This is a genomic window from Pseudomonas sp. MPR-R2A5 (assembly GCF_058793055.1).
In genome coordinates this window covers 22,913-43,395 of sequence record NZ_JBXAFK010000044.1, presented here as the reverse complement: position 1 = coordinate 43,395, position 20,483 = coordinate 22,913, and the positions used below count along the sequence as shown (strand labels likewise).

Sequence of the window (20,483 nt, the reverse complement as noted above, 5' to 3'; positions counted from 1 at the left end):
GGGTCAAATCCTCACTGAACCGCGCCCGCTGGCGTGTTCAACAACACAACGGCAGCAGTCACCAGCAAATTGATCAGGGTCAGCGGCAGGCAGAAACGCCAGCTGAAATCCATCACCTGGTCGTATCGTGGACGCGGAATGGAAGCGCGCAGCAGGATAAACAGCATGATGAAGAACGCGGTCTTCAGGAAGAACCAGAAGAACGCCAGCTGCGGCAGGATGCCGAATGGACCGTGCCAGCCGCCGAAGAACAGCGTGACCAGCAGGGCCGAGATCAAGATGATGCCGATGTATTCACCGACGAAGAACATGCCCCATTTCATGCCGGCGTATTCAATGTGGTAACCGTCGGCCAGTTCCTGTTCCGCTTCCGGCTGGTCGAACGGGTGACGGTGAGTCACGGCCACGCCAGCGATGAAGAAGGTACAGAAGCCAAAGAACTGCGGAATGATGAACCACAGGTTCTGCGCCTGGTACTCGACGATGTCGCGCATGTTGAACGAGCCGACCTGCACCACGATGCCCATCAGCGCGAGGCCCATGAACACTTCGTAGGACACGGTCTGGGCCGAGGCACGCAAGCTGCCGAGCAGGGCGAACTTGTTGTTACTCGACCAGCCGGCGAACAGCACCGCGTAGACCGACAAACCCGCCATGGCGAAGAAGAACAGCAGGCCGATGTTCAGGTCCGCCACGCCCCAGGTCGGGGTGATCGGGATGATCGCGAAGGCAATCAGCAAGGCGCTCATGGCCACGACCGGTGCCAGGGTGAAGATCACCTTGTCGGCAAACGGCGGGGTCCAGTCTTCCTTGAAGAACATTTTCAGCATGTCGGCAGCGATCTGGAACATGCCGAACGGGCCAACGCGGTTCGGACCGTAGCGGTCCTGCCACCAGCCCAGCAGGCGACGTTCGACGAAGCTGAGCAGGGCGCCCGCGACGACCACGGCCAACAGGATCACGATGGCCTTGACGACCGAGATGATCACGTCGATCACTTCAGGGGTGAACCAGGTCATTGCGCTGCCTCCTGCAGACCGTCAACGGTTTTGCCAAAGATTGCCGCGGGAATACCGGCGAAACCTTTAGGCAGTGCAACCAGGCCGGCACCCAACGCTTCGTTGATGCGCAGCGGCAGACGCAGGGTCTGGCCGGCCACGTTCAGGCTGAGCAGGGCGCCGTCGTTGACGCCCAGGCGGTCGGCTTCGGACTTGGCCACGGATACATAGGCAGCGGGAATGCGCTCTTGCACCGGCGCGGCTTTGGAAGAGGTTTCTTCGCTGCCGAACAGGTGGAAGAACGGCACGACCTGCCAAGTACCGGGGGCCGGATTGAACGGACGCGGTACGGCGGCGAACCAGTTCAGCGCATCGCCCTGGGTTTCGATCAGGCGGGTGCCTGGGTCGCCAGCGCGGATATGACCACCGACTTCGTCCTGGAACTTGTTCCAGGCCTGCGGCGAGTTCCAGCCCGGCGACCAGGCAAACGGCACCTGCTGACGTGGCTCGACGGAACCCGAGTAACCTTCCATGGAGAAGGCGAATGCGGTGTCGTTATCTTGCGGGGTGCGCGGTTCGTGCACGCTGATATCGGCACGCATGGCGGTACGACCGGAGTAGCGCAGCGGTTCACGGGCGAGTTTCAAGCCCTTGATGCGGAACGCGGCGGACGGTGCGGCGTCGACGATACGTGCCAGTTGCGGTGCACTTGCGGCGACAGCTGCGGTGACGTGGTCGAGCTGGGTCCAGTCCAGCGGCTGGTTCAGCAGGGTCGAGCGCAAGGCATGCAGCCAGCGCCAGCCTTCGTGAACCAGGATGCTGGCGTCCATGTACTTCGGATCGAACACCTGGAAGAAGCGCTGGGCGCGGCCTTCCTGGCTGACCAGGGTACCGTCGCCTTCGGCGAAGGTCGCGGCCGGCAGTACCAGGTCGGCTCGCTCGCTGGTCGCGGTCTTCTGGTGGTCGGCCACGATCAGCACCTTGGCGGCGTTCAGCGCGGCATCGACCTTGGCCGAATCGGTGCGGGTGTACAGGTCGTTTTCCAGTACCACGATCGCGTCGGCCTTGCCGTCGGTGACCGCTTGCAGGGCCGCGTCCAGGGACTCGCCCCCGAGCATGGCCAGGCCAAGGCTGTTGGCTTCCGGCACGACCAGGCTGATGGAGCCGTTCTTGTCACGCAGCTTCAGGGCCTTGGCGATGTTTGCGGCGGCTTCGATCAACGCCTTGGACGCCAGCGAGGTCCCGGCAATGATCAGTGGGCGCTTGGCCGCCAGCAGGGCGTCGGCGATGCGTTGGGCAAGTGCCAGCGCTTCAGCGTCCAGGCCTTCGACGGCAGGCGCGCTGGCATCGAGGGCGTGGGCCACGGCGAAACCGATGCGGGCCAGGTCGTCAGGGGCGGCGTGTACGCATTCTTCGGCGATATCGTCGAGCTTGGTTTCAGCGATGCTTGCGATAAACAGCGGGTTCAGCGCGTGCTGGCCGATGTTTTTCACCGCAGCGTCGAGCCAAGGCTGTACGCGCATGGCGTCGGCCATGTCTTCGGCCTTGCCTTTGACTGATTGACGCAGGGACAGCGCGATACGCGCGGCGGTCTGGGTCAGGTCTTCACCGAGCACGAAGATCGCGTCGTGGTCTTCGATGTCGCGCATGTTCGGCACTGGCAGCGGGCTGTCGTTCAGCACTTGCAGGACCAGGCGGATACGTTCCAGTTCACCGGCTTCGATACCGGAGTAGAAGTGCTCGGCGCCGACCAGTTCGCGCAACGCGTAGTTGCTTTCGAGGCTGGCGCGGGGCGAACCGATACCGACGATATTGCGCCCGCGCAGCAGGTCAGCGGCCTTATCGAGGGCCTCATCGGTGCTCAGCTTGGCGCCGCCGGCCAGCAGGGGCTGGCGCGGGCGGTCTTCGCGGTTGACGTAGCCATAGCCGAAACGGCCACGGTCGCACAGGAAGTACTGGTTGACCGAACCGTTGAAGCGGTTTTCGATGCGACGCAGTTCACCGTAGCGCTCGCCCGGGGAGATGTTGCAACCGCTGGAGCAGCCATGGCAGATGCTCGGTGCGAACTGCATGTCCCACTTGCGGTTGTAGCGCTCGGAGTGCGTCTTGTCGGTGAAGACACCGGTCGGGCAGACCTCGGTGAGGTTGCCGGAGAATTCGCTTTCCAGCACGCCGTCCTCGACGCGACCGAAGTACACGTTATCGTGGGCGCCGAAAACGCCGAGGTCGGTGCCGCCAGCGTAGTCTTTATAGAAGCGCACGCAACGATAGCAGGCGATGCAGCGGTTCATTTCGTGGGAAATGAACGGGCCGAGGTCCTGGTTCTGGTGGGTGCGCTTGGTGAAGCGATAACGGCGCTCGTTGTGGCCGGTCATCACCGTCATGTCTTGCAGGTGACAGTGACCGCCTTCCTCACAGACCGGGCAGTCGTGGGGGTGGTTGGTCATCAGCCATTCGACAACGCTGGCGCGGAACGCCTTGGATTCTTCATCGTCGATGGAGATCCAGGTGTTGTCGGTGGCAGGGGTCATGCAGGACATGACGATACGACCACGGGTGTCGTTCTCGTCGGTGTACTGCTTGACCGCACACTGGCGACAGGCACCGACGCTACCAAGCGCGGGGTGCCAGCAGAAATACGGGATATCGAGGCCGAGTGACAGACACGCCTGTAACAGGTTGTCCGCCCCATCGACTTCGAGCGCTTTGCCGTCTACGTGGATAGTGGCCATGGTTCAAAGTTCTTCGTTGGCCCGTTGTCAGCGGGCGTGGCTAATGGAATCTTGTTATTCATGTGCATCAACACAGCCATCAAGGCGTCAGCACATGACAAGGCGAAGGGCACGGACCCTTCGCCTGTTTAAGCGTTACGCGCCGACTACGATCGGCCTTGCCAGAGGCGGGACGGCGGCGCTGGTGGGCGCGATGCCGGCTTCGAACTCCGAGCGGAAGTATTTGATTGCGCTGCCCAATGGCTCTACGGCGCCCGGTGCGTGAGCACAGAAGGTCTTGCCTGGGCCGAGGAAACCGACCAGGCCCAGCAGGGTCTCGATGTCACCCTCGCGGCCTTCGCCGTTTTCCAGGGCCATCAGCAGCTTGACGCTCCACGGCAAACCGTCGCGGCATGGGGTGCAGAAACCGCAGGATTCACGGGCAAAGAACTGCTCCATGTTGCGCAGCAGCGAGACCATGTTCACGGTGTTGTCGACTGCCATCGCCAGGCCGGTCCCCATCCGGGTGCCGACCTTGCCGATGCCGCCGGCATACATTTGTGCGTCGAGGTGCTCAGGAAGCAGGAAACCGGTACCGGCGCCGCCTGGTTGCCAGGCTTTCAAGGTGTAGCCGTCGCGCATGCCGCCGGCGTAGTCCTCGAACAGCTCGCGCGCGGTCACGCCGAACGGCAGTTCCCACAGGCCAGGGTTCTTGACCTTGCCGGAGAAGCCCATGAGCTTGGTGCCCATGTCTTCACTGCCTTCGCGAGCCAACGATTTGTACCAGTCCACGCCGTCGGCGATGATCGCCGGCACGTTGCACAGGGTCTCGACGTTGTTCACGCAGGTCGGCTTGCCCCACACGCCCACGGCGGCAGGGAAGGGCGGCTTGGAGCGTGGGTTGGCGCGGCGGCCTTCGAGGGAGTTGATCAGTGCGGTTTCTTCACCGCAGATGTAACGCCCGGCGCCGGTGTGCACGAACAGTTCGAAGTCAAAACCCGAACCAAGGATGTTCTTGCCCAGCAGGCCAGCGGCCTTGGCTTCTTCCACGGCACGGTTGAGGTGCTTGGCGGCGGTGGTGTATTCGCCGCGCAGGAAGATATAGCCACGGTAGGTTTTCAGCGCGCGGGCGCTGATCAGCATGCCTTCGATCAGCAGATGGGGCAGTTGCTCCATCAGCATGCGGTCTTTCCAGGTGTTGGGCTCCATTTCATCCGCGTTGCACAGCAGGTAGCGGATGTTGATGGATTCGTCTTTGGGCATCAGGCCCCACTTCACGCCGGTGGGGAAGCCTGCACCGCCGCGACCCTTGAGGCCGGCGTCTTTCACCGTCTGGACGATGTCGTCCTGGCTCATGTCGGCGAAGGCTTTGCGCGCAGCGGCGTAACCGTTCTTGGCCTGGTACTCGTCGAGCCATACCGGCTCGCCGTCGTCACGCAGGCGCCAGGTCAGCGGGTGGGTTTCGGCCGAACGCTTGATCAGGTTGGCCGGGCCGAAGGAAGTCAGGGTCATGGGTAGCCCTCGAGCAATTGGGTCACGCCAGCAGGCTGCACGTCACCGAATGTGTCGTCGTCGATCATCAACGCCGGCGCCTTGTCGCAGTTGCCCAGGCAGCACACCGGCAGCAGCGTGAAGCGGCCGTCCGGGGTGGTCTGGCCGAGGCCGATGCCCAGTTTGTTCTGGATCTCGCTGACCACCGACTCGTGGCCACCGATGTAGCAGACCATGCTGTCGCACACGCGAATGATGTGGCGGCCAACCGGCTGGCGGAAGATCTGGCTGTAGAACGTGGCCACGCCTTCAACGTCGCTGGCAGGAATGCCAAGGATCTCGCCGATGGCGTAGAGGGCGCCGTCCGGCACCCAACCACGTTCCTTCTGGACGATCTTCAAGGCTTCGATCGACGCCGCGCGCGGGTCTTCGTAGTGATGCAGCTCGTGCTCGATGGCCGAGCGCTCGGTTTCACTCAAGGTGAAACGGTCTGTCTGGATAAGCGTGCTGTTCATGCTTAGCGGTCCACGTCGGCCATAACGAAATCGATACTACCCAGGTACGCAATCAAGTCCGCGACCATCTCGCCTTTGATCACCGAAGGGATCTGCTGCAAGTGGGCGAAGCTTGGGGTGCGAATCCGGGTGCGGTAGCTCATGGTGCCGCCATCGCTCGTCAGGTAATAACTGTTGATACCCTTGGTCGCTTCGATCATCTGGAAGGATTCGTTGGCCGGCATTACCGGGCCCCACGAAACTTGCAGGAAGTGCGTGATCAGGGTTTCGATGTGCTGCAGGGTGCGCTCTTTCGGCGGCGGCGTGGTCAGCGGGTGATCCGCCTTGTAGGGACCTGCCGGCATGTTGCGCATGCACTGCTCGATGATCTTCAGGCTCTGGCGCATTTCTTCGACGCGCACGATGCAACGGTCGTAGGCATCGCCGTTGGCCGCCAGCGGTACTTCGAACTCGAAGTTCTCGTAGCCGGAGTACGGGCGTGCTTTACGCAGGTCGAAATCGCAGCCGGTGGAACGCAGGCCGGCACCGGTGACGCCCCATTCCAGGGCCTCTTTGGTGTTGTAGGCGGCGACGCCGATGGTGCGGCCCTTGAGAATGCTGTTGTCCAGCGCGGCTTTCTGGTACTCGTCCAGGCGCTTGGGCATCCAGTCGATGAATTCCTTGACCAGGCGTTCCCAGCCGTTCGGCAGGTCGTGGGCTACGCCGCCGATGCGGTACCAGGCCGGGTGCAGGCGGAAACCGGTGATGGCTTCGATGACCTTGTAGGCGCGCTGACGGTCGGTGAAGGTGAAGAACACCGGGGTCATGGCGCCGACGTCCTGGATATAGGTACCCAGGAACAGCAGGTGGCTGGTGATCCGGAAGAACTCGGCCATCATGATGCGGATGGTGTCGACGCGGTCCGGTACCTTGATGCCGGCCAGCTTCTCGACCGAGAGCACGTACGGCAGGTTGTTCATCACGCCGCCGAGGTAGTCGATACGGTCGGTGTACGGGATGAAGCTGTGCCAGGACTGACGCTCGGCCATCTTCTCGGCGCCACGGTGGTGGTAGCCGATGTCGGGCACGCAGTCGACGATCTCTTCGCCGTCCAGTTGCAGGATGATACGGAAGGCACCGTGGGCCGAAGGGTGGTTCGGACCCAGGTTGAGGAACATGTAGTCCTCGTTGGCGCCGGAACGCTTCATGCCCCAGTCTTCCGGACGGAAGCGTGCAGCCTCCTCTTCCAGCTGTTGCTTGGCGAGGTTGAGGCTGAACGGGTCGAATTCGGTGGCGCGGGCAGGGAAGTCCTTGCGCAGCGGGTGACCTTCCCAGGTCGGCGGCATCATGATGCGCGTCAGGTGCGGGTGGCCGGGGAAGTCGATGCCGAACATGTCCCAGACTTCACGCTCGTACCAGCTGGCGTTCGGCCAGATACCGGTCACGGTGGGAATGCTCAGGTCGCTCTCGGACAGGGCGACCTTGATCATCACGTCGCTGTTACGTTCGATCGACAGCAGGTGATAGAACACGGTGAAATCGGCGCCGCTCGGCAGCCCCTGGCGCTTGGTGCGCAGACGCTCGTCCACGCCATGCAGGTCATAGAGCATGACGTACGGCTTGGGCAGGTTGCGCAGGAAGGTCAGGACTTCGACGAGCTTGGCACGTGCCACCCACAGCACCGGCATGCCGGTGCGTGTGGCCTGGGCGGTGAAGGCATCAGGGCCGAAACGGTTATTGAGTTCGACGACCACATCCTGGTCGTCTGCCTTGTAAGGCGGGATGTACAGAGCACTGCCTGTAGTCATGGTTTTTTATCGCTTTCGGTCAACGTAAAGAATGAAGCCAGGTTTTCGTTCTATAAAAGAATCGGTTCTGGATCAGACTTCGTCGGGGCTGCGCAGGTTGGTGACCTGAATACGCTGTTCGCGGCGCTGTTCCTTTTGTGACGGCATCTCGGCGCGGTAAACGCCTTGATCTCCGACAACCCAGGAAAGTGGGCGACGCTCCTTGCCAATCGATTCCTGCAACAGCATCAAGCCTTGCAGGAATGCTTCAGGGCGGGGCGGGCAGCCAGGCACGTAGACGTCCACGGGCAGGAACTTGTCCACCCCCTGAACCACGGAGTAGATGTCGTACATGCCACCGGAGTTGGCGCACGAACCCATGGAGATAACCCACTTTGGCTCGAGCATTTGCTCGTAGAGACGCTGAATGATCGGCGCCATCTTGATAAAGCAGGTTCCGGCGATAACCATGAAATCCGCCTGGCGCGGTGATGCCCGGATGACTTCGGCGCCGAAGCGTGCGATGTCGTGGGGCGCCGTGAAGGCGGTGGTCATTTCCACGTAGCAGCAGGACAGACCGAAGTTGTACGGCCACAGGGAGTTCTTACGTCCCCAGTTGACCGCGCCACTCAGCACGTCTTCCAGCTTGCCCATGTAGATGTTTTTGTGGACTTGGTCTTCTAACGGGTCGGAAACGGTTTCCCGTTCGCCGATGGGGTACTGCTCGTTAGGAGCATCCGGGTCGATCCTGGTGAGATTGTATTGCATCGCCAAAGCCTCATTGTTTCAGCTTCGCTTGCCGCTTGCGACGAGCTTCCGGAGCCCAGTCAAGGGCGCCCACTCGAAATAGGTAGACAAGGCCTGCCAACAGAATTGCTATGAAAACGAGGGCTTCGACGAATCCGGTCCAGCCGCTTTCGCGGACGGACACAGACCAGGCAAAGAGAAAGAGGGCTTCGATATCGAAGATCACGAAGAGCATCGCGACCAGATAGAATTTGGCTGAGAGCCGCAAGCGGGCGCCACCTGTGGGTAGCATGCCGGACTCGAACGGTTCGTTTTTGCTGCGGCCCCAGGCTTTTGACCCGAGGAGGCTGGAGACGCCAAGCATGAAGGCACAAAGGCCGACAACACCGAGGAGGAAAATGGCAAAGCCCCAGTTGTGGGCCATGAGTCCTGTCGCTTCGGTCATGCTGGAAATCCTTAACAGAGAGCAAAGGTCTCTGAGCTCGAAAAAGTAACGATGCAGTGACGATATGTCGCAGCGCAATCAATCGCGTTGATTTTATGGCTAAACACCGGGCAAGTAAAATTCCTATAGCGAAATTATTCGCGGGAATAAGCACATAGTGCACCTCCTTGGGGCTGCAGCCCTTGCATAGTGGGCATTAGCGGGCATTTGATCAAATGTGTTTTGTTTAACCTGTAACGAAGCTTTCTTGTTCTAAATGATAATGAATATTGTTTGGGTGGGTTTTAAGCAGGTGCTGATGGTGTAGCGGGGGAAGTTGCCGTTACTTGGTTGATTTCCGCTAGTTGCCGGAGCGGATCTTTTAACCGATTTATTTGCAGCGAATACCGCGCTGGATCAATGTTTTGTAAAAAATATTCAGGTTGCATGCGTTCCCGGGGTGTGGGGGGGCTTGTCAGTTAAGAGATAGAACGAGCAAACAGTCACCTGTGGCGAGCGGGCTTGCCCCGCGTTGGGCTGCGAAGCGGCCCCAAAACCAGGCATCGCGGTGTGTCAGTTGAAAACACATCGCCTGTAACGGGGCTGCTTCGCAGCCCAGCGCGGGGCAAGCCCGCTCGCCACAGTTAGGGTGCTCCTTCTGGACTGACAGGCATCAGGGCAGGCCCCCTCCCACATTTGGGGGCTCATTGACCTGGGGCGGATCGCTCAGGCAAAAAAACGCCCCGAACCAGTCGGGGCGTCAGATCGTGCGGCACTGCGGTTAGCTCTTTATCGGGTCCGCGATGGCCGTGTGCTCATGCACTCAGTGGAACTGTTCTTCTTCGGTCGAGCCGGTCAGTGCGGTCACGGACGAGGTGCCGCCCTGGATCACGGTGGTCATGTCGTCGAAGTAGCCGGTACCCACTTCCTGCTGGTGAGCCACGAAGGTGTAGCCCTTGGCGGCGTCAGCGAACTCTTGCTCTTGCAGCTTCACGTAGGCGGTCATGTCGTTGCGGGCGTAGTCGTGCGCCAGGTTGAACATGCTGTGCCACATGTTGTGAATGCCGGCCAGGGTGATGAACTGGTGCTTGTAGCCCATGGCGGACAGTTCGCGCTGGAACTTGGCGATGGTCGCGTCGTCCAGGTTTTTCTTCCAGTTGAAGGAAGGCGAGCAGTTGTAGGACAGCAGTTGGTCCGGGTATTCCTTTTTGATCGCTTCAGCAAAGCGACGGGCTTCAGCCAGGTCCGGCTTGGCGGTTTCGCACCAGATCAGGTCGGCGTACGGCGCGTAGGCCAGGCCGCGGGCGATCGCCTGGTCAAGACCGGCGCGTACTTTGTAGAAACCTTCCTGGGTGCGTTCGCCAGTGACGAACGGTTGGTCGTACGGGTCGCAGTCCGATGTCAGCAGGTCGGCGGCGTTGGCGTCGGTACGGGCCAGGATGATGGTCGGTGTACCGGCAACGTCAGCCGCCAGGCGGGCAGCGGTCAGCTTCTGTACGGCTTCCTGGGTCGGCACCAGTACCTTGCCGCCCATGTGGCCGCATTTTTTCACCGAGGCCAGTTGGTCTTCGAAGTGCACGCCGGCGGCGCCAGCCTCGATCATGCTCTTCATCAGCTCGTAGGCGTTCAGTACGCCGCCGAAACCGGCTTCGGCGTCAGCCACGATCGGTGCGAAGTAGTCGATGTAGCCTTCGTCGCCAGGACCTTTACCGGCTTTCCACTGGATCTGGTCGGCACGGCGGAACGAGTTGTTGATGCGCTTGACCACGGTCGGTACGGAGTCCACCGGGTACAGCGATTGGTCGGGGTACATGGATTCAGCGGAGTTGTTGTCCGCTGCCACTTGCCAGCCGGACAGGTAGATCGCCTGGATACCGGCTTTTACCTGTTGGACTGCCTGGCCGCCAGTGAGGGCGCCCATGCAGTTGACGAAATCTTTGTCGGGACGGAAGGAAGGCTTGGCGCCCTGGGTCACCAGGTTCCACAGCTTCTCGGCGCCGAGTTTTGCAAAGGTGTGCTCAGGTTGAACCGAGCCACGCAGGCGGACGACGTCAGCAGCGGAATAAGCGCGGGTTACGCCTTTCCAGCGTGGGTTTTCAGCCCAGTCTTTTTCAAGGGCTGCAATTTGCTGTTCGCGTGTCAGTGCCATGGGGGAAAACCTCGTCGCATAGGTCTAGGTGGAAAATTCCATTTGCCAGCCACGTAGTGAATGCGTGGTTGTGGCTGCTCGCTGACCAGAAGCTTGGGTGTTCAAGTCAAGTTCGGCGGGGATGGCGACGGGATGAACGATGGCTCAAGGGGGGAGTTGAGCAGGTAAGGGCGAACTGCGAACGGTCTTCGGGCATCGTGGGCCTTTGTACGATCCATCAGTGTGTAGCCGGGTTACCTGGTTAGCTTCCGTCCCTCGGGACAACTTCGTTCCAGTCGCAACCTCGTCAAACACACCTTGTGGGCGGTACAGACACGAATCGGCTCGGGTGGGTAGCTTGGAGCGTCGATCCGAAGGCCCTTGCCAGGGCCCCTGATTAGCGGGAGCGAGGCCATCATGCACAGGCTTTTTTGGATCGTCAAATGTTTTGTAGTGCTTTTTTTATAGCACTACATCTTTAGTCTAATACGACTCGTCAGTCAGTTTTTGGTGCTTCAGTTCAGGGTGTCGACCTTAACCCGCAAAGTCAGGTCGTCACGGCCCTGAGTAGAGTAGCTGCGGGTTGTGGAGGATTTATCGGCCTGGGTCTCACGGTTGATGCCGGCCAGGGGGATCCATTCGCCCAGGCGGCCGCTGACGGTTGTGTCGGTACTTTGCACGTTCACTACATCGGCACGTTCCTGGCTCATGCGGTCACGGTTGGTACTGATCGCCAGGTGCACGGTGTCGCCGGTGACGCTGGCGGTGACGTAGAAGCCCTGAGTGACGTTGCGGTACTGGGTCTGGTTCTGCGGGCGGCCGTAGGCATCGGACTGCGTGGTGGTCAGGGGGACGCTCTGGCCGACCTGGATCAACGCGGGTACGCCTTCGCTGGCCTGGATCTGCTGGATGCCGCCCTCGCGGCTGGCGGTGCCGTAGCTGATGATGCGCGTCTGGCTGTCGCCGCTGTTCTGCTGGTTGTTTTCATTGGTATCGACGGTGATCAGCAGGCGTTTGGCCGGCGTGTCCAGTTGGGCGAGCAGGGCGCGCAGGTCCTGGATCTTGCCGGGGGCGGCATTCACGATCAGTTGGTTGCCGTAGGCGCTGACGGTACCGTCCTTGCCGATGAAGTTCTGCGCCACGGGCAGCAGGTCGGCGCTGGTACGGTTGCTCAGGTTGACGACTTCGGTGTCGGCCAATGCCGTGCAACTGGCGGTCAGGAGGAGAGCGGTGAGTAGGGTGCGAAGGGACATGTCCGTTATCTCTGCGAGTCATTTAGGCTTGATAGTGCCAGTTTGTCGGCCTGGCAGGTCGCAAATTTAGTGAGGATCAAGCCTGCTGTAGTGGGTAAGTCTGTCGTGGCGAGCGGGCTTGCCCCGCGCTGGGCTGCGTAGCAGCCCCAATAAAAAACGCCGCGTTCCTTCAGAAAGAGCGCGGCGTCTGGTTTTTGGGGCTGCCACGCAGCCCAGCGCGGGGCAAGCCCGCTCGCCACGGGGATCAGCCCCCGCGCACCATGTCGACATGCGGAATCCCGACTTCCAGGAATTCCTCGCTGGTGATCTTGAAGCCCAGTCGCTCATAGAACGGTGCCGCATAGACCTGCGCGCTAAGGAACTGTTTGGTCTGGCCGCGTTTCTCGGCCTCGCCAATCACGGCTTCCATCAGCTTGTCGCCGACTTTCAGCCCGCGCCAGTCCTTGAGGACCGACACGCGACCGATCTCGCCGCTGGGCAGCAGGCGAGCGGTGCCAATCGGGAAGTCGCCCTCGTATGCGAGGAAATGCACTGCATCTGCGTCGTCTGCGTCCCACTCCAGTTCTGGTGGGACCGATTGTTCGGCGATAAATACCGCTTCACGAATGCGCCGAATCTCGGCGATATCCTTTTGCCAGTCCGCGACACTTACGTGAATTTTATTCATCGGCAAACCCCAGGCTTCCTTGTTTGACCAGTTCGCACAACAGGTCGCGGCCATCTTCGTCCGCCAGCCATGGGCTGAGGTTCTCGATGTGCAGCGCGTCGGCGGCGCAGATCAGCTTCAGCAGCTCGCGCAGTTTGCCCGGCAGGTAGCGACTCTGGCCGCTGGCGAACAGCAGCAGGTCGTCGTCCACTTCCGACCAGGCCAGGCGCGCGCTCGGGTTGCGAATCAGCACGGCGCCGTCTTCCAGGCTGCTCACCACGTCTTCTTCCGACAGGTCTTCCGGTCCGGTAACCAGTTCCGGATAGCGCGGCTCGGTCATGAACTGGCCAAACCAGGTCAGCAGCATGCGCTCGTCGCTCATGTGCTCGGCCAGCAGGCTCTTGAGACGGTCCAGGGCGTCGCTCTGGATCTGGTGCGGGTCGCCGGCTGGTTGGGCGTCGGCGTCGGTGTAGCGCTCTTCGTCGGTCAGGTACTGGCTGAGGAAGTCGGTGAAGTGGGTCAGCACTTCAGCGGCGCTCGGTGCACGGAAACCTACCGAGTAGGTCATGCAGTCATCTTCAGCGATACCGAAGTGTGCCAGGCGTGGCGGCAGATAGAGCATGTCGCCCGGTTCCAGTACCCACTCGGCGCTTTCTTCGAATTCGGCGAGGATGCGCAGGTCGGCGTGTTGCAGCAGCGGGCTTTCGGAGCTGCACATTTGGCCGATCTTCCAGTTGCGCTTGCCCTGGGCCTGCAGCAGGAACACATCGTAGTTGTCGAAGTGCGGACCCACGCTGCCGCCCGGCGCAGCGAAGCTGATCATCACATCGTCGATGCGCCAGCTCGGCAGGAAGCGGAACTGCTCCAGCAGATCGGCCACTTCCGGCACGAACTGGTCGACCGCTTGTACCAGCAGGGTCCACTCGCGCTCAGGCAGGGTGCTGAAGGTGTCTTCGGCGAACGGACCGCGACGTAGCTCCCATGGGCGTTCGCCATGCTCGATCACCAGGCGCGACTCGACTTCCTCTTCCAAGGCGAGGCCGGCCAGTTCGTCGGCGTCGATCGGGCTTTCGAAGTCAGGGATGGCCTGGCGGATCAGCAGGGGTTTTTTCTGCCAGTAGTCGCGCAGGAACTCCCGTGCCGTGATGCCGCCCAGAAGTTGAAGAGGGATATCAGGATTCATGTGTAACCTATTGAAAAAAAGCACTTTTCAGACTGGAATAAAAACGCCCGGCGCGGCCGGGCGTCTCAGGGGTCTTGCGGTAATCAGATGCGTTTGGCTTGGGCCACGGCGTTGCCGATGTAGTTGGCCGGGGTGAGCAGTTTCAGCTCGGCCTTGGCAGCGGCTGGCATGTCCAGGCCGTCGATGAAAGTTTGCAGCGCTTCAGGGCTGATGCCCTTGCCACGCGTCAACTCTTTGAGCTTCTCGTACGGGTTTTCGATGTTATAGCGGCGCATCACGGTCTGGATCGGCTCGGCCAGCACTTCCCAGCAAGCGTCCAGGTCAGCGGCGATCTTCTGCTCGTTGAGCTCAAGCTTGCTGATGCCTTTGAGGCTGGCTTCGTACGCGATCACGCTGTGGGCAAAGCCGACGCCGAGGTTGCGCAGTACGGTGGAGTCGGTCAGGTCGCGCTGCCAGCGGGAGATCGGCAACTTGCTGGCCAGGTGCTGGAACAGGGCGTTGGCGATGCCGAGGTTGCCTTCGGAGTTTTCGAAGTCGATCGGGTTGACCTTGTGCGGCATGGTCGACGAACCGATTTCGCCGGCAATAGTGCGCTGCTTGAAGTAGCCCAGGGAGATGTAGCCCCAGATATCGCGATCGAAGTCGATCAGGATGGTGTTGAAGCGTGCAATGGCGTCGAACAGCTCGGCGATGTAGTCGTGCGGTTCGATCTGCGTCGTGTACGGGTTGAAGCCCAGGCCCAGCTCGTCTTCGATGAAGGCGCGGGCATTGGCTTCCCAGTCGATCTCGGGGTAGGCCGACAGGTGCGCGTTGTAGTTGCCGACAGCGCCGTTGATCTTGCCCAGTAATGGCACGGCGGCGACCTGTGCGATCTGGCGCTCCAGGCGGTACACCACGTTGGCCAGTTCTTTGCCCAGGGTGGTCGGCGACGCCGGCTGGCCATGGGTGCGCGATAGCATCGGCACGGCGGCGAAACGGATCGCCAGTTCGCGGATAGCTTCGGCGGTCTGGCGCATCAGCGGCAGCATGACGTCATCACGGCCTTCGCGCAGCATCAGGGCATGGGACAGGTTGTTGATGTCCTCGCTGGTGCAGGCAAAGTGGATGAACTCGCTGACCTGGGCCAGTTCCGGCAGCTTGGCCGCCTGTTCCTTGAGCAGGTACTCGATGGCTTTTACGTCGTGGTTGGTGGTGCGCTCGATCTCTTTGACACGCTCAGCGTGTTCCAGGGAGAAGTTTTCCGCCAGGGTGTTGAGCACGGCGTTGGCTTCGGCGGAGAACGCCGGCACTTCGCTGATGGCGGGGTGAGCGGCCAGGCGCTGGAGCCAGCGCACTTCAACCAGTACACGAGCACGGATCAGGCCGTATTCGCTGAAAATAGGGCGCAGGGCCTGGGTTTTGCCGGCGTAGCGGCCGTCAACAGGGGAAACCGCAGTGAGCGAAGAGAGCTGCATGGGGTGTTCTCGGACAGTCGGGCAACGAAATGGGGCGCGTATCATACATGAAAAAATCCGCCGGTCCGTTGCCAACTGACCGGCGTATTACGCGTAACGGCTTGAAAAGGGCCCGTTGATACGACTTATTCGTTGCGCATCAACGGGTAAAGCTCTTTGAGCAATTTGCGACGGCTGATGACCAGCTGCCAACGATGACCGCCCAACTGGCGCCACAACCGCGCCGAACGAATACCGGCCAGGAGCAGCGCGCGGATTTTCGAGGCGTTGTTCGGTTGTTGCAGGTTGCGCATGTCGCCGTGGACCTGGATCCGCTGGCGCAAGGTGCTCAAGGTGTCCTGGTACAGCGCACCCACGGCGGCGATCACGTTTTCGTGGGCTGGGCCGAAGTGTTCCACCTGGGATTGAATCTGCGGCAGGCGTTTGCCAATGGTCTCGAGCAGGTCGTCGCGCTTGGCCAGTTGGCGCTCGAGACCGAGCATCGACAAGGCATAGCGCAGCGGCTCACGTTGCAAGGTGCTCGGGTCACGCTCGAGTGCGCCGATCAGCGCGCGGTAACCTTCGCGCAGGGCCAGGTCGTCGCCGCCGTAGACTTCCAGGGTGTCCTTGGGGTCGCGGATCAGCAGGCTGCCGAGCATGCAGGTCAGGCCCGCTTCGGTGACCTGGCCGGTCTTGGCGATCTTGTCCACCAGCACCGCGGCGAGGAATACACCGCCGAGTGCCGTCAGTTGCTCCTGGGTCGGGCTCATGCCGGGGTGCTCCAGGGTTCGGCGATTTCGATCACGCCGCCCCCCAGGCAAATCTCCCCGTCGTAGAACACTACGGACTGGCCAGGCGTGACCGCGCGTTGCGGGTCGTCGAAGGTGGCACGGTAACCGCTGGCGGTTTTTTCCAGGGTGCAGGGTTGGTCGCTCTGGCGATAGCGCACCTTGGCGGTCAGGCGACGCGGGGTGCTCAGGTCGATCGGGTTGACCCAATAGATCTCCGACGCCAGCAGGGCGCGGGAGAACAGCAGCGGGTGTTCATTGCCCTGTCCAACAACCAGTACGTTGTGCTCCAGGTCCTTGATCAGTACGTACCAGGGTTCTTCACCGGCGTCTTTCAAGCCGCCGATGCCCAGGCCCTGGCGCTGCCCGATGGTGTGGTACATCAGGCCGTGGTGGCGGCCGATGACCTCGCCGTCGGTGGTCTTGATCTCGCCCGGTTGTGCCGGCAGGTACTGCTTGAGGAAGTCACTGAAGCGGCGCTCGCCAATAAAGCAGATCCCGGTGGAGTCCTTCTTCTTGGCCGTGGCCAGGCCGTGTTGCTCGGCGATCCGGCGCACTTCGGGTTTCTCCAGCTCGCCGACCGGGAACAGGGTCTTGGCGATCTGTTCGCCGCCGACGGCGTGCAGGAAGTAGCTCTGGTCCTTGTTCGGGTCCAGGCCCTTGAGCAGTTCGGTGCGGCCATCGATATCGCGACGGCGCACGTAGTGGCCAGTTGCAATCAGGTCGGCGCCGAGCATCATGGCGTAGTCGAGGAACGCCTTGAACTTGATCTCGCGGTTACACAGGATGTCCGGGTTCGGCGTACGACCGGCCTTGTATTCGGCCAGGAAGTGCTCGAACACATTGTCCCAGTACTCGGCGGCGAAGTTGGCGGTGTGCAGCTTTATACCGATTTTGTCGCACACGGCCTGGGCATCCGCCAGGTCGTCCATGGCGGTGCAATATTCCGTTCCATCGTCTTCTTCCCAGTTCTTCATGAACAGGCCTTCCACCTCATAGCCCTGCTCCATGAGCAGAACGGCGGAAACGGAAGAATCCACGCCGCCGGACATACCGACGATGACGCGCTTCTTTTGTGTGTCAGAAGGGGCTGGATCACGCATAGGATTTCAACGGGTGTCTTTAAAAAGGACGCGATTCTAGCAGGCTCGCGCCTGCAAGGCTAAAGAGAAGGGCGGATCAATTCGAGACTGTGGCGCTGACCGGCCAGATAATCGTCGATACAGCGGATGATCAGCTCGCTGCGCCAGTCGTCGCGCAAGGCTATCAGCTCGTCGCGCGTCAGCCAGCGGGCGCGCACGATGCCCTCGTCGAGTTGATAGTCCGGGTAGTGTTTCAGCGCCTTGGCGGTAAAGCAGACCCGCTGGTAGGTCACGCCATTGCTGGGGGCGGTGTACAGGTAGATACCGACGACGCCGGTGGCTTCCACGTCCCAGCCGGTTTCTTCGAGGGTTTCGCGCACGGCGGCTTCGGTCAGGGTTTCATGCGGGTCGAGGTGGCCGGCGGGCTGGTTGAGCACGGCACGCCCGTTCTTGAGTTCTTCGACCATCAGGAAGCGGCCGTTGTCTTCGACGATGGTGGCGACGGTGATGTGGGGTTGCCAGGTCATGGGATGCCTCGATTCAGTTGTACGGCTCGGCCTATCGGCAGGATTGCAGTCAATGTGGGAGGGGGCTTGCCCCCGATAGCGGTGGATCAGCTATAAGTAGCCTGGTCGGTATGTGCCATCGGGGGCAAGCCCCCTCCCACAACTTGATTGGGTTTCTTCAGCAAAAAGCACATAAACAAAAACCCCGGCACAGGGCCGGGGCTTCTTTGCATCCTTACAACCTTACTTCAACTTGGCAATCGCCGCGTTGAGGGTGTTGCTTGGGCGCATGGCCTTGCTGGTCAGCTCCGGGTTCGGCGCGTAGTAGCCGCCGATGTCCACTGGCTTGCCCTGTACGGCGTTGAGCTCGGCAACGATGGTTGCTTCGTTCGCGGCCAGGGTCTTGGCCAGTTCGCTGAACTGCCCTTGCAGTGCCGTGTCTTCGGTCTGTGCCGCCAGGGCCTGGGCCCAGTACAGCGCCAGGTAGAAGTGGCTGCCGCGGTTGTCGATGTTGCCGACTTTGCGCGATGGCGACTTGTTGTTGTCGAGGAACTGGCCGGTGGCCTGGTCCAGGGTCTTGGACAGTACCAGGGCTTTCGGGTTGTTGTATGTCACGCCCAGGTGTTCCAGGGAGGCTGCCAGGGCCAGGAATTCGCCCAGGGAGTCCCAGCGCAGGAAGTTCTCTTCCAGCAGCTGTTGCACGTGCTTGGGTGCCGAACCGCCAGCGCCGGTTTCGAACAGGCCGCCGCCGTTCATCAGTGGCACGATCGACAGCATTTTGGCGCTGGTGCCCAGTTCCATGATCGGGAACAGGTCGGTCAGGTAGTCGCGCAGTACGTTACCGGTCACCGAGATGGTGTCCAGGCCCTTGCGGGTGCGCTCCAGGGTGAACTTCATCGCGTCGACCGGCGACATGATGCGGATGTCCAGGCCTTCGGTGTTGTGGTCTTTCAGGTAGGTCTGGACTTTTTCGATCACGGCGCCATCGTGGGCGCGCTTCGGGTCCAGCCAGAAGATGGCTGGGGTGTTGCTGGCGCGAGCGCGGTTGACGGCCAGCTTGACCCAGTCCTGGATCGGCGCGTCTTTGGCCTGGCACATGCGGAAGATGTCGCCGGCTTCGACGGGCTGTTCCATCAGCAGGTTGCCCTTGCTGTCGGTGACGCGGACCACGCCGTCAGCCTTGATCTGGAAAGTCTTGTCGTGAGAGCCGTACTCTTCGGCTTTCTGCGCCATCAGGCCAACGTTCGGTACGCTGCCCATGGTGGTTGGATCGAACGCGCCATTGGCCTTGCAGTCTTCGATGACGGCCTGGTAGATGGTGGCGTAGCAGCGATCCGGAATCACGGCCTTGGTGTCGTGCAGTTGGCCGTCGGTGCCCCACATTTTACCGGAGTCACGGATCATGGCCGGCATCGAAGCGTCGACGATGACGTCGCTCGGCACGTGCAGGTTGGTGATGCCTTTGTCGGAGTTGACCATCGCCAGGGAAGGGCGCGAGGCGTAGACCGCCTGGATGTCAGCTTCGATCTGCGCTTGCTGCTCGGCCGGCAGGGCCTTGATGCGTGCGTACAGGTCGCCGATACCGTTGTTCAGGTTGAAGCCGATCTCGGCCAGCACGTCTGCGTGCTTGGCCAGGGCGTCTTTATAGAACTCGGCAACGATCTGGCCGAACATGATCGGGTCGGAGACCTTCATCATGGTGGCTTTCAAGTGAACCGACAGCAGTACGCCTTGTTTCTTGGCGTCTTCGATTTCAGCGGCGATGAAGCTGCGCAGGGCTTTCTTGCTCAGTACGGCGCTGTCGATGATTTCGCCGGCCTTGACCGTGGTCTTTTCCTTCAGGACGGTGGTGGTGCCGTCTTGGGCGACCAGCGCAATTTTGACAGTGTCAGCGGCTTCGATCTGTACGGCTTTTTCGCTGCCGTAGAAGTCGCCGTTGCTCATGTGGGCAACGTGGGACTTGGAGTCGGCAGCCCAGGCGCCCATTTTGTGCGGGTGCTTGCGTGCGTAGTTCTTGACCGACAGGGGGGCGCGACGGTCGGAGTTGCCTTCGCGCAGGACCGGGTTCACGGCGCTGCCCTTGACCTTGTCGTAACGTGCACGGGTTTCTTTTTCCGCGTCGGTGGTTACGGTTTCGGGGTAGTCCGGCAGGGCATAGCCCTGGGCCTGCAGTTCCTTGATCGCCGCCTGCAGTTGGGGGGTCGAGGCACTGATGTTAGGCAGCTTGATGATGTTGGCTTCAGGGGTCACGGCCAGGGCGCCCAGTTCGGCGAGGTGGTCCGGTACGGCCTTGGTGCCCAGTTGCTCGGGGAAGCTTGCGAGGATGCGCCCGGCGAGGGAGATGTCGCGGGTTTCCACGGCAATATCAGCGGAAGCGGTGAAGGCCTCTACGATAGGCAGCAGTGAATAGGTGGCGAGGGCTGGGGCTTCGTCGGTGAAGGTGTAGATGATCTTCGAGCGGGTGGGCATATTCGGATTAACTCTCTTCTTTGCTGAAAGCGTGCGCAGAAACTCGAGATGCGCCGGGTAGAGCGCGTTCGTTCAAAGTCATCCATGAGCGAAAGGTCGAGGTTTCTTCGCGGTGATGTTGGGTTGCATCAGTCGAGCGTCAAGCGGGTGGACTATTGTAATAGTCCTGCTTTGTGGCGGAGGGCGTTGTTCTAGAGCGGTCCGCCGTCGTGACTCTTTGGTCAGCGGCGGCATTATACATAGGTCGCTATGCTTACGCCGAGCCTTCATACAAAAGGTGTGTCGTCCATTGGTCTAAAGGTCGCAGGTACCGGATTACGCCTAAAGTTGCACGATGTGCTCA

General features: G+C 61.1%; 16 protein-coding genes. All 16 read right to left on the bottom strand.

Annotation, left to right across the window (positions count from 1 at the left end; translation table 11 throughout):
* Positions 1 to 11: 11 nt before the first annotated feature.
* Complete coding sequence (nuoH, locus tag AC1Q6I_RS26215) at positions 12 to 1,019, bottom strand: NADH-quinone oxidoreductase subunit NuoH (protein WP_017137518.1); 1,008 nt, start codon at positions 1,017 to 1,019, stop codon at positions 12 to 14.
* Entirely contained in the window at positions 1,016 to 3,730 is a 2,715-nt protein-coding gene (gene nuoG, locus AC1Q6I_RS26210) for an NADH-quinone oxidoreductase subunit NuoG (RefSeq protein WP_024076178.1), read from the bottom strand. Before nuoG ends, nuoH begins: the two co-directional genes overlap by 4 nt.
* Positions 3,731 to 3,865: 135 nt before the next feature.
* Entirely contained in the window at positions 3,866 to 5,221 is a 1,356-nt protein-coding gene (gene nuoF / locus AC1Q6I_RS26205; protein ID WP_024076177.1) for an NADH-quinone oxidoreductase subunit NuoF, read from the bottom strand.
* Positions 5,218 to 5,715: an NADH-quinone oxidoreductase subunit NuoE gene (nuoE, locus tag AC1Q6I_RS26200; RefSeq protein WP_003174721.1), complete on the bottom strand. Its 498-nt coding sequence runs from the start codon at positions 5,713 to 5,715 to the stop codon at positions 5,218 to 5,220. The genes nuoF and nuoE overlap by 4 nt, the downstream gene beginning before the upstream one ends.
* A 2-nt stretch (positions 5,716 to 5,717) precedes the next feature.
* Positions 5,718 to 7,502, bottom strand: a complete 1,785-nt coding sequence (nuoC, locus tag AC1Q6I_RS26195) for an NADH-quinone oxidoreductase subunit C/D (protein WP_024076176.1) — start codon at positions 7,500 to 7,502, stop codon at positions 5,718 to 5,720.
* 72 nt (positions 7,503 to 7,574) lie between these two features.
* Positions 7,575 to 8,249 carry a NuoB/complex I 20 kDa subunit family protein gene (locus AC1Q6I_RS26190; protein ID WP_003219572.1) on the bottom strand — a complete coding sequence of 225 codons (675 nt, stop codon included), beginning with the start codon at positions 8,247 to 8,249 and terminating at the stop codon, positions 7,575 to 7,577.
* Positions 8,250 to 8,259: 10 nt separating this feature from the next.
* Positions 8,260 to 8,673 carry an NADH-quinone oxidoreductase subunit A gene (locus AC1Q6I_RS26185; protein WP_003219575.1) on the bottom strand — a complete coding sequence of 138 codons (414 nt, stop codon included), beginning with the start codon at positions 8,671 to 8,673 and terminating at the stop codon, positions 8,260 to 8,262.
* An 802-nt stretch (positions 8,674 to 9,475) separates the two neighbouring features.
* Complete coding sequence (gene aceA / locus AC1Q6I_RS26180) at positions 9,476 to 10,801, bottom strand: isocitrate lyase (protein WP_024076175.1); 1,326 nt, start codon at positions 10,799 to 10,801, stop codon at positions 9,476 to 9,478.
* A 494-nt stretch (positions 10,802 to 11,295) separates the two neighbouring features.
* Positions 11,296 to 12,033: a secretin N-terminal domain-containing protein gene (locus AC1Q6I_RS26175; protein ID WP_102625780.1), complete on the bottom strand. Its 738-nt coding sequence runs from the start codon at positions 12,031 to 12,033 to the stop codon at positions 11,296 to 11,298.
* Positions 12,034 to 12,277: 244 nt separating this feature from the next.
* The gene (locus AC1Q6I_RS26170; RefSeq protein ID WP_024076173.1) at positions 12,278 to 12,700 is read right to left on the bottom strand and encodes a GNAT family N-acetyltransferase; all 423 of its coding nucleotides are present in this window, start codon (positions 12,698 to 12,700) and stop codon (positions 12,278 to 12,280) included.
* Positions 12,693 to 13,862 carry a ribosomal protein uL16 3-hydroxylase gene (locus AC1Q6I_RS26165; protein ID WP_024076172.1) on the bottom strand — a complete coding sequence of 390 codons (1,170 nt, stop codon included), beginning with the start codon at positions 13,860 to 13,862 and terminating at the stop codon, positions 12,693 to 12,695. Before AC1Q6I_RS26165 ends, AC1Q6I_RS26170 begins: the two co-directional genes overlap by 8 nt.
* 83 nt (positions 13,863 to 13,945) lie before the next feature.
* Positions 13,946 to 15,316 (bottom strand): adenylosuccinate lyase, encoded by a 1,371-nt coding sequence (purB, locus tag AC1Q6I_RS26160; protein WP_024076171.1) that lies wholly within the window; start codon positions 15,314 to 15,316, stop codon positions 13,946 to 13,948.
* A gap of 125 nt (positions 15,317 to 15,441) precedes the next feature.
* Positions 15,442 to 16,065 (bottom strand): high frequency lysogenization protein HflD, encoded by a 624-nt coding sequence (gene hflD, locus AC1Q6I_RS26155; protein WP_024076170.1) that lies wholly within the window; start codon positions 16,063 to 16,065, stop codon positions 15,442 to 15,444.
* Positions 16,062 to 17,186: a tRNA 2-thiouridine(34) synthase MnmA gene (gene mnmA / locus AC1Q6I_RS26150; protein WP_024076169.1), complete on the bottom strand. Its 1,125-nt coding sequence runs from the start codon at positions 17,184 to 17,186 to the stop codon at positions 16,062 to 16,064. Before mnmA ends, hflD begins: the two co-directional genes overlap by 4 nt.
* A gap of 59 nt (positions 17,187 to 17,245) precedes the next feature.
* A complete protein-coding gene (locus tag AC1Q6I_RS26145; RefSeq protein ID WP_024076168.1) occupies positions 17,246 to 17,692 on the bottom strand; it encodes an NUDIX hydrolase in 447 nt (148 codons plus the stop codon).
* Between the two features lie 222 nt (positions 17,693 to 17,914).
* The gene (locus AC1Q6I_RS26140; protein ID WP_024076167.1) at positions 17,915 to 20,140 is read right to left on the bottom strand and encodes an NADP-dependent isocitrate dehydrogenase; all 2,226 of its coding nucleotides are present in this window, start codon (positions 20,138 to 20,140) and stop codon (positions 17,915 to 17,917) included.
* Positions 20,141 to 20,483: the final 343 nt, after the last annotated feature.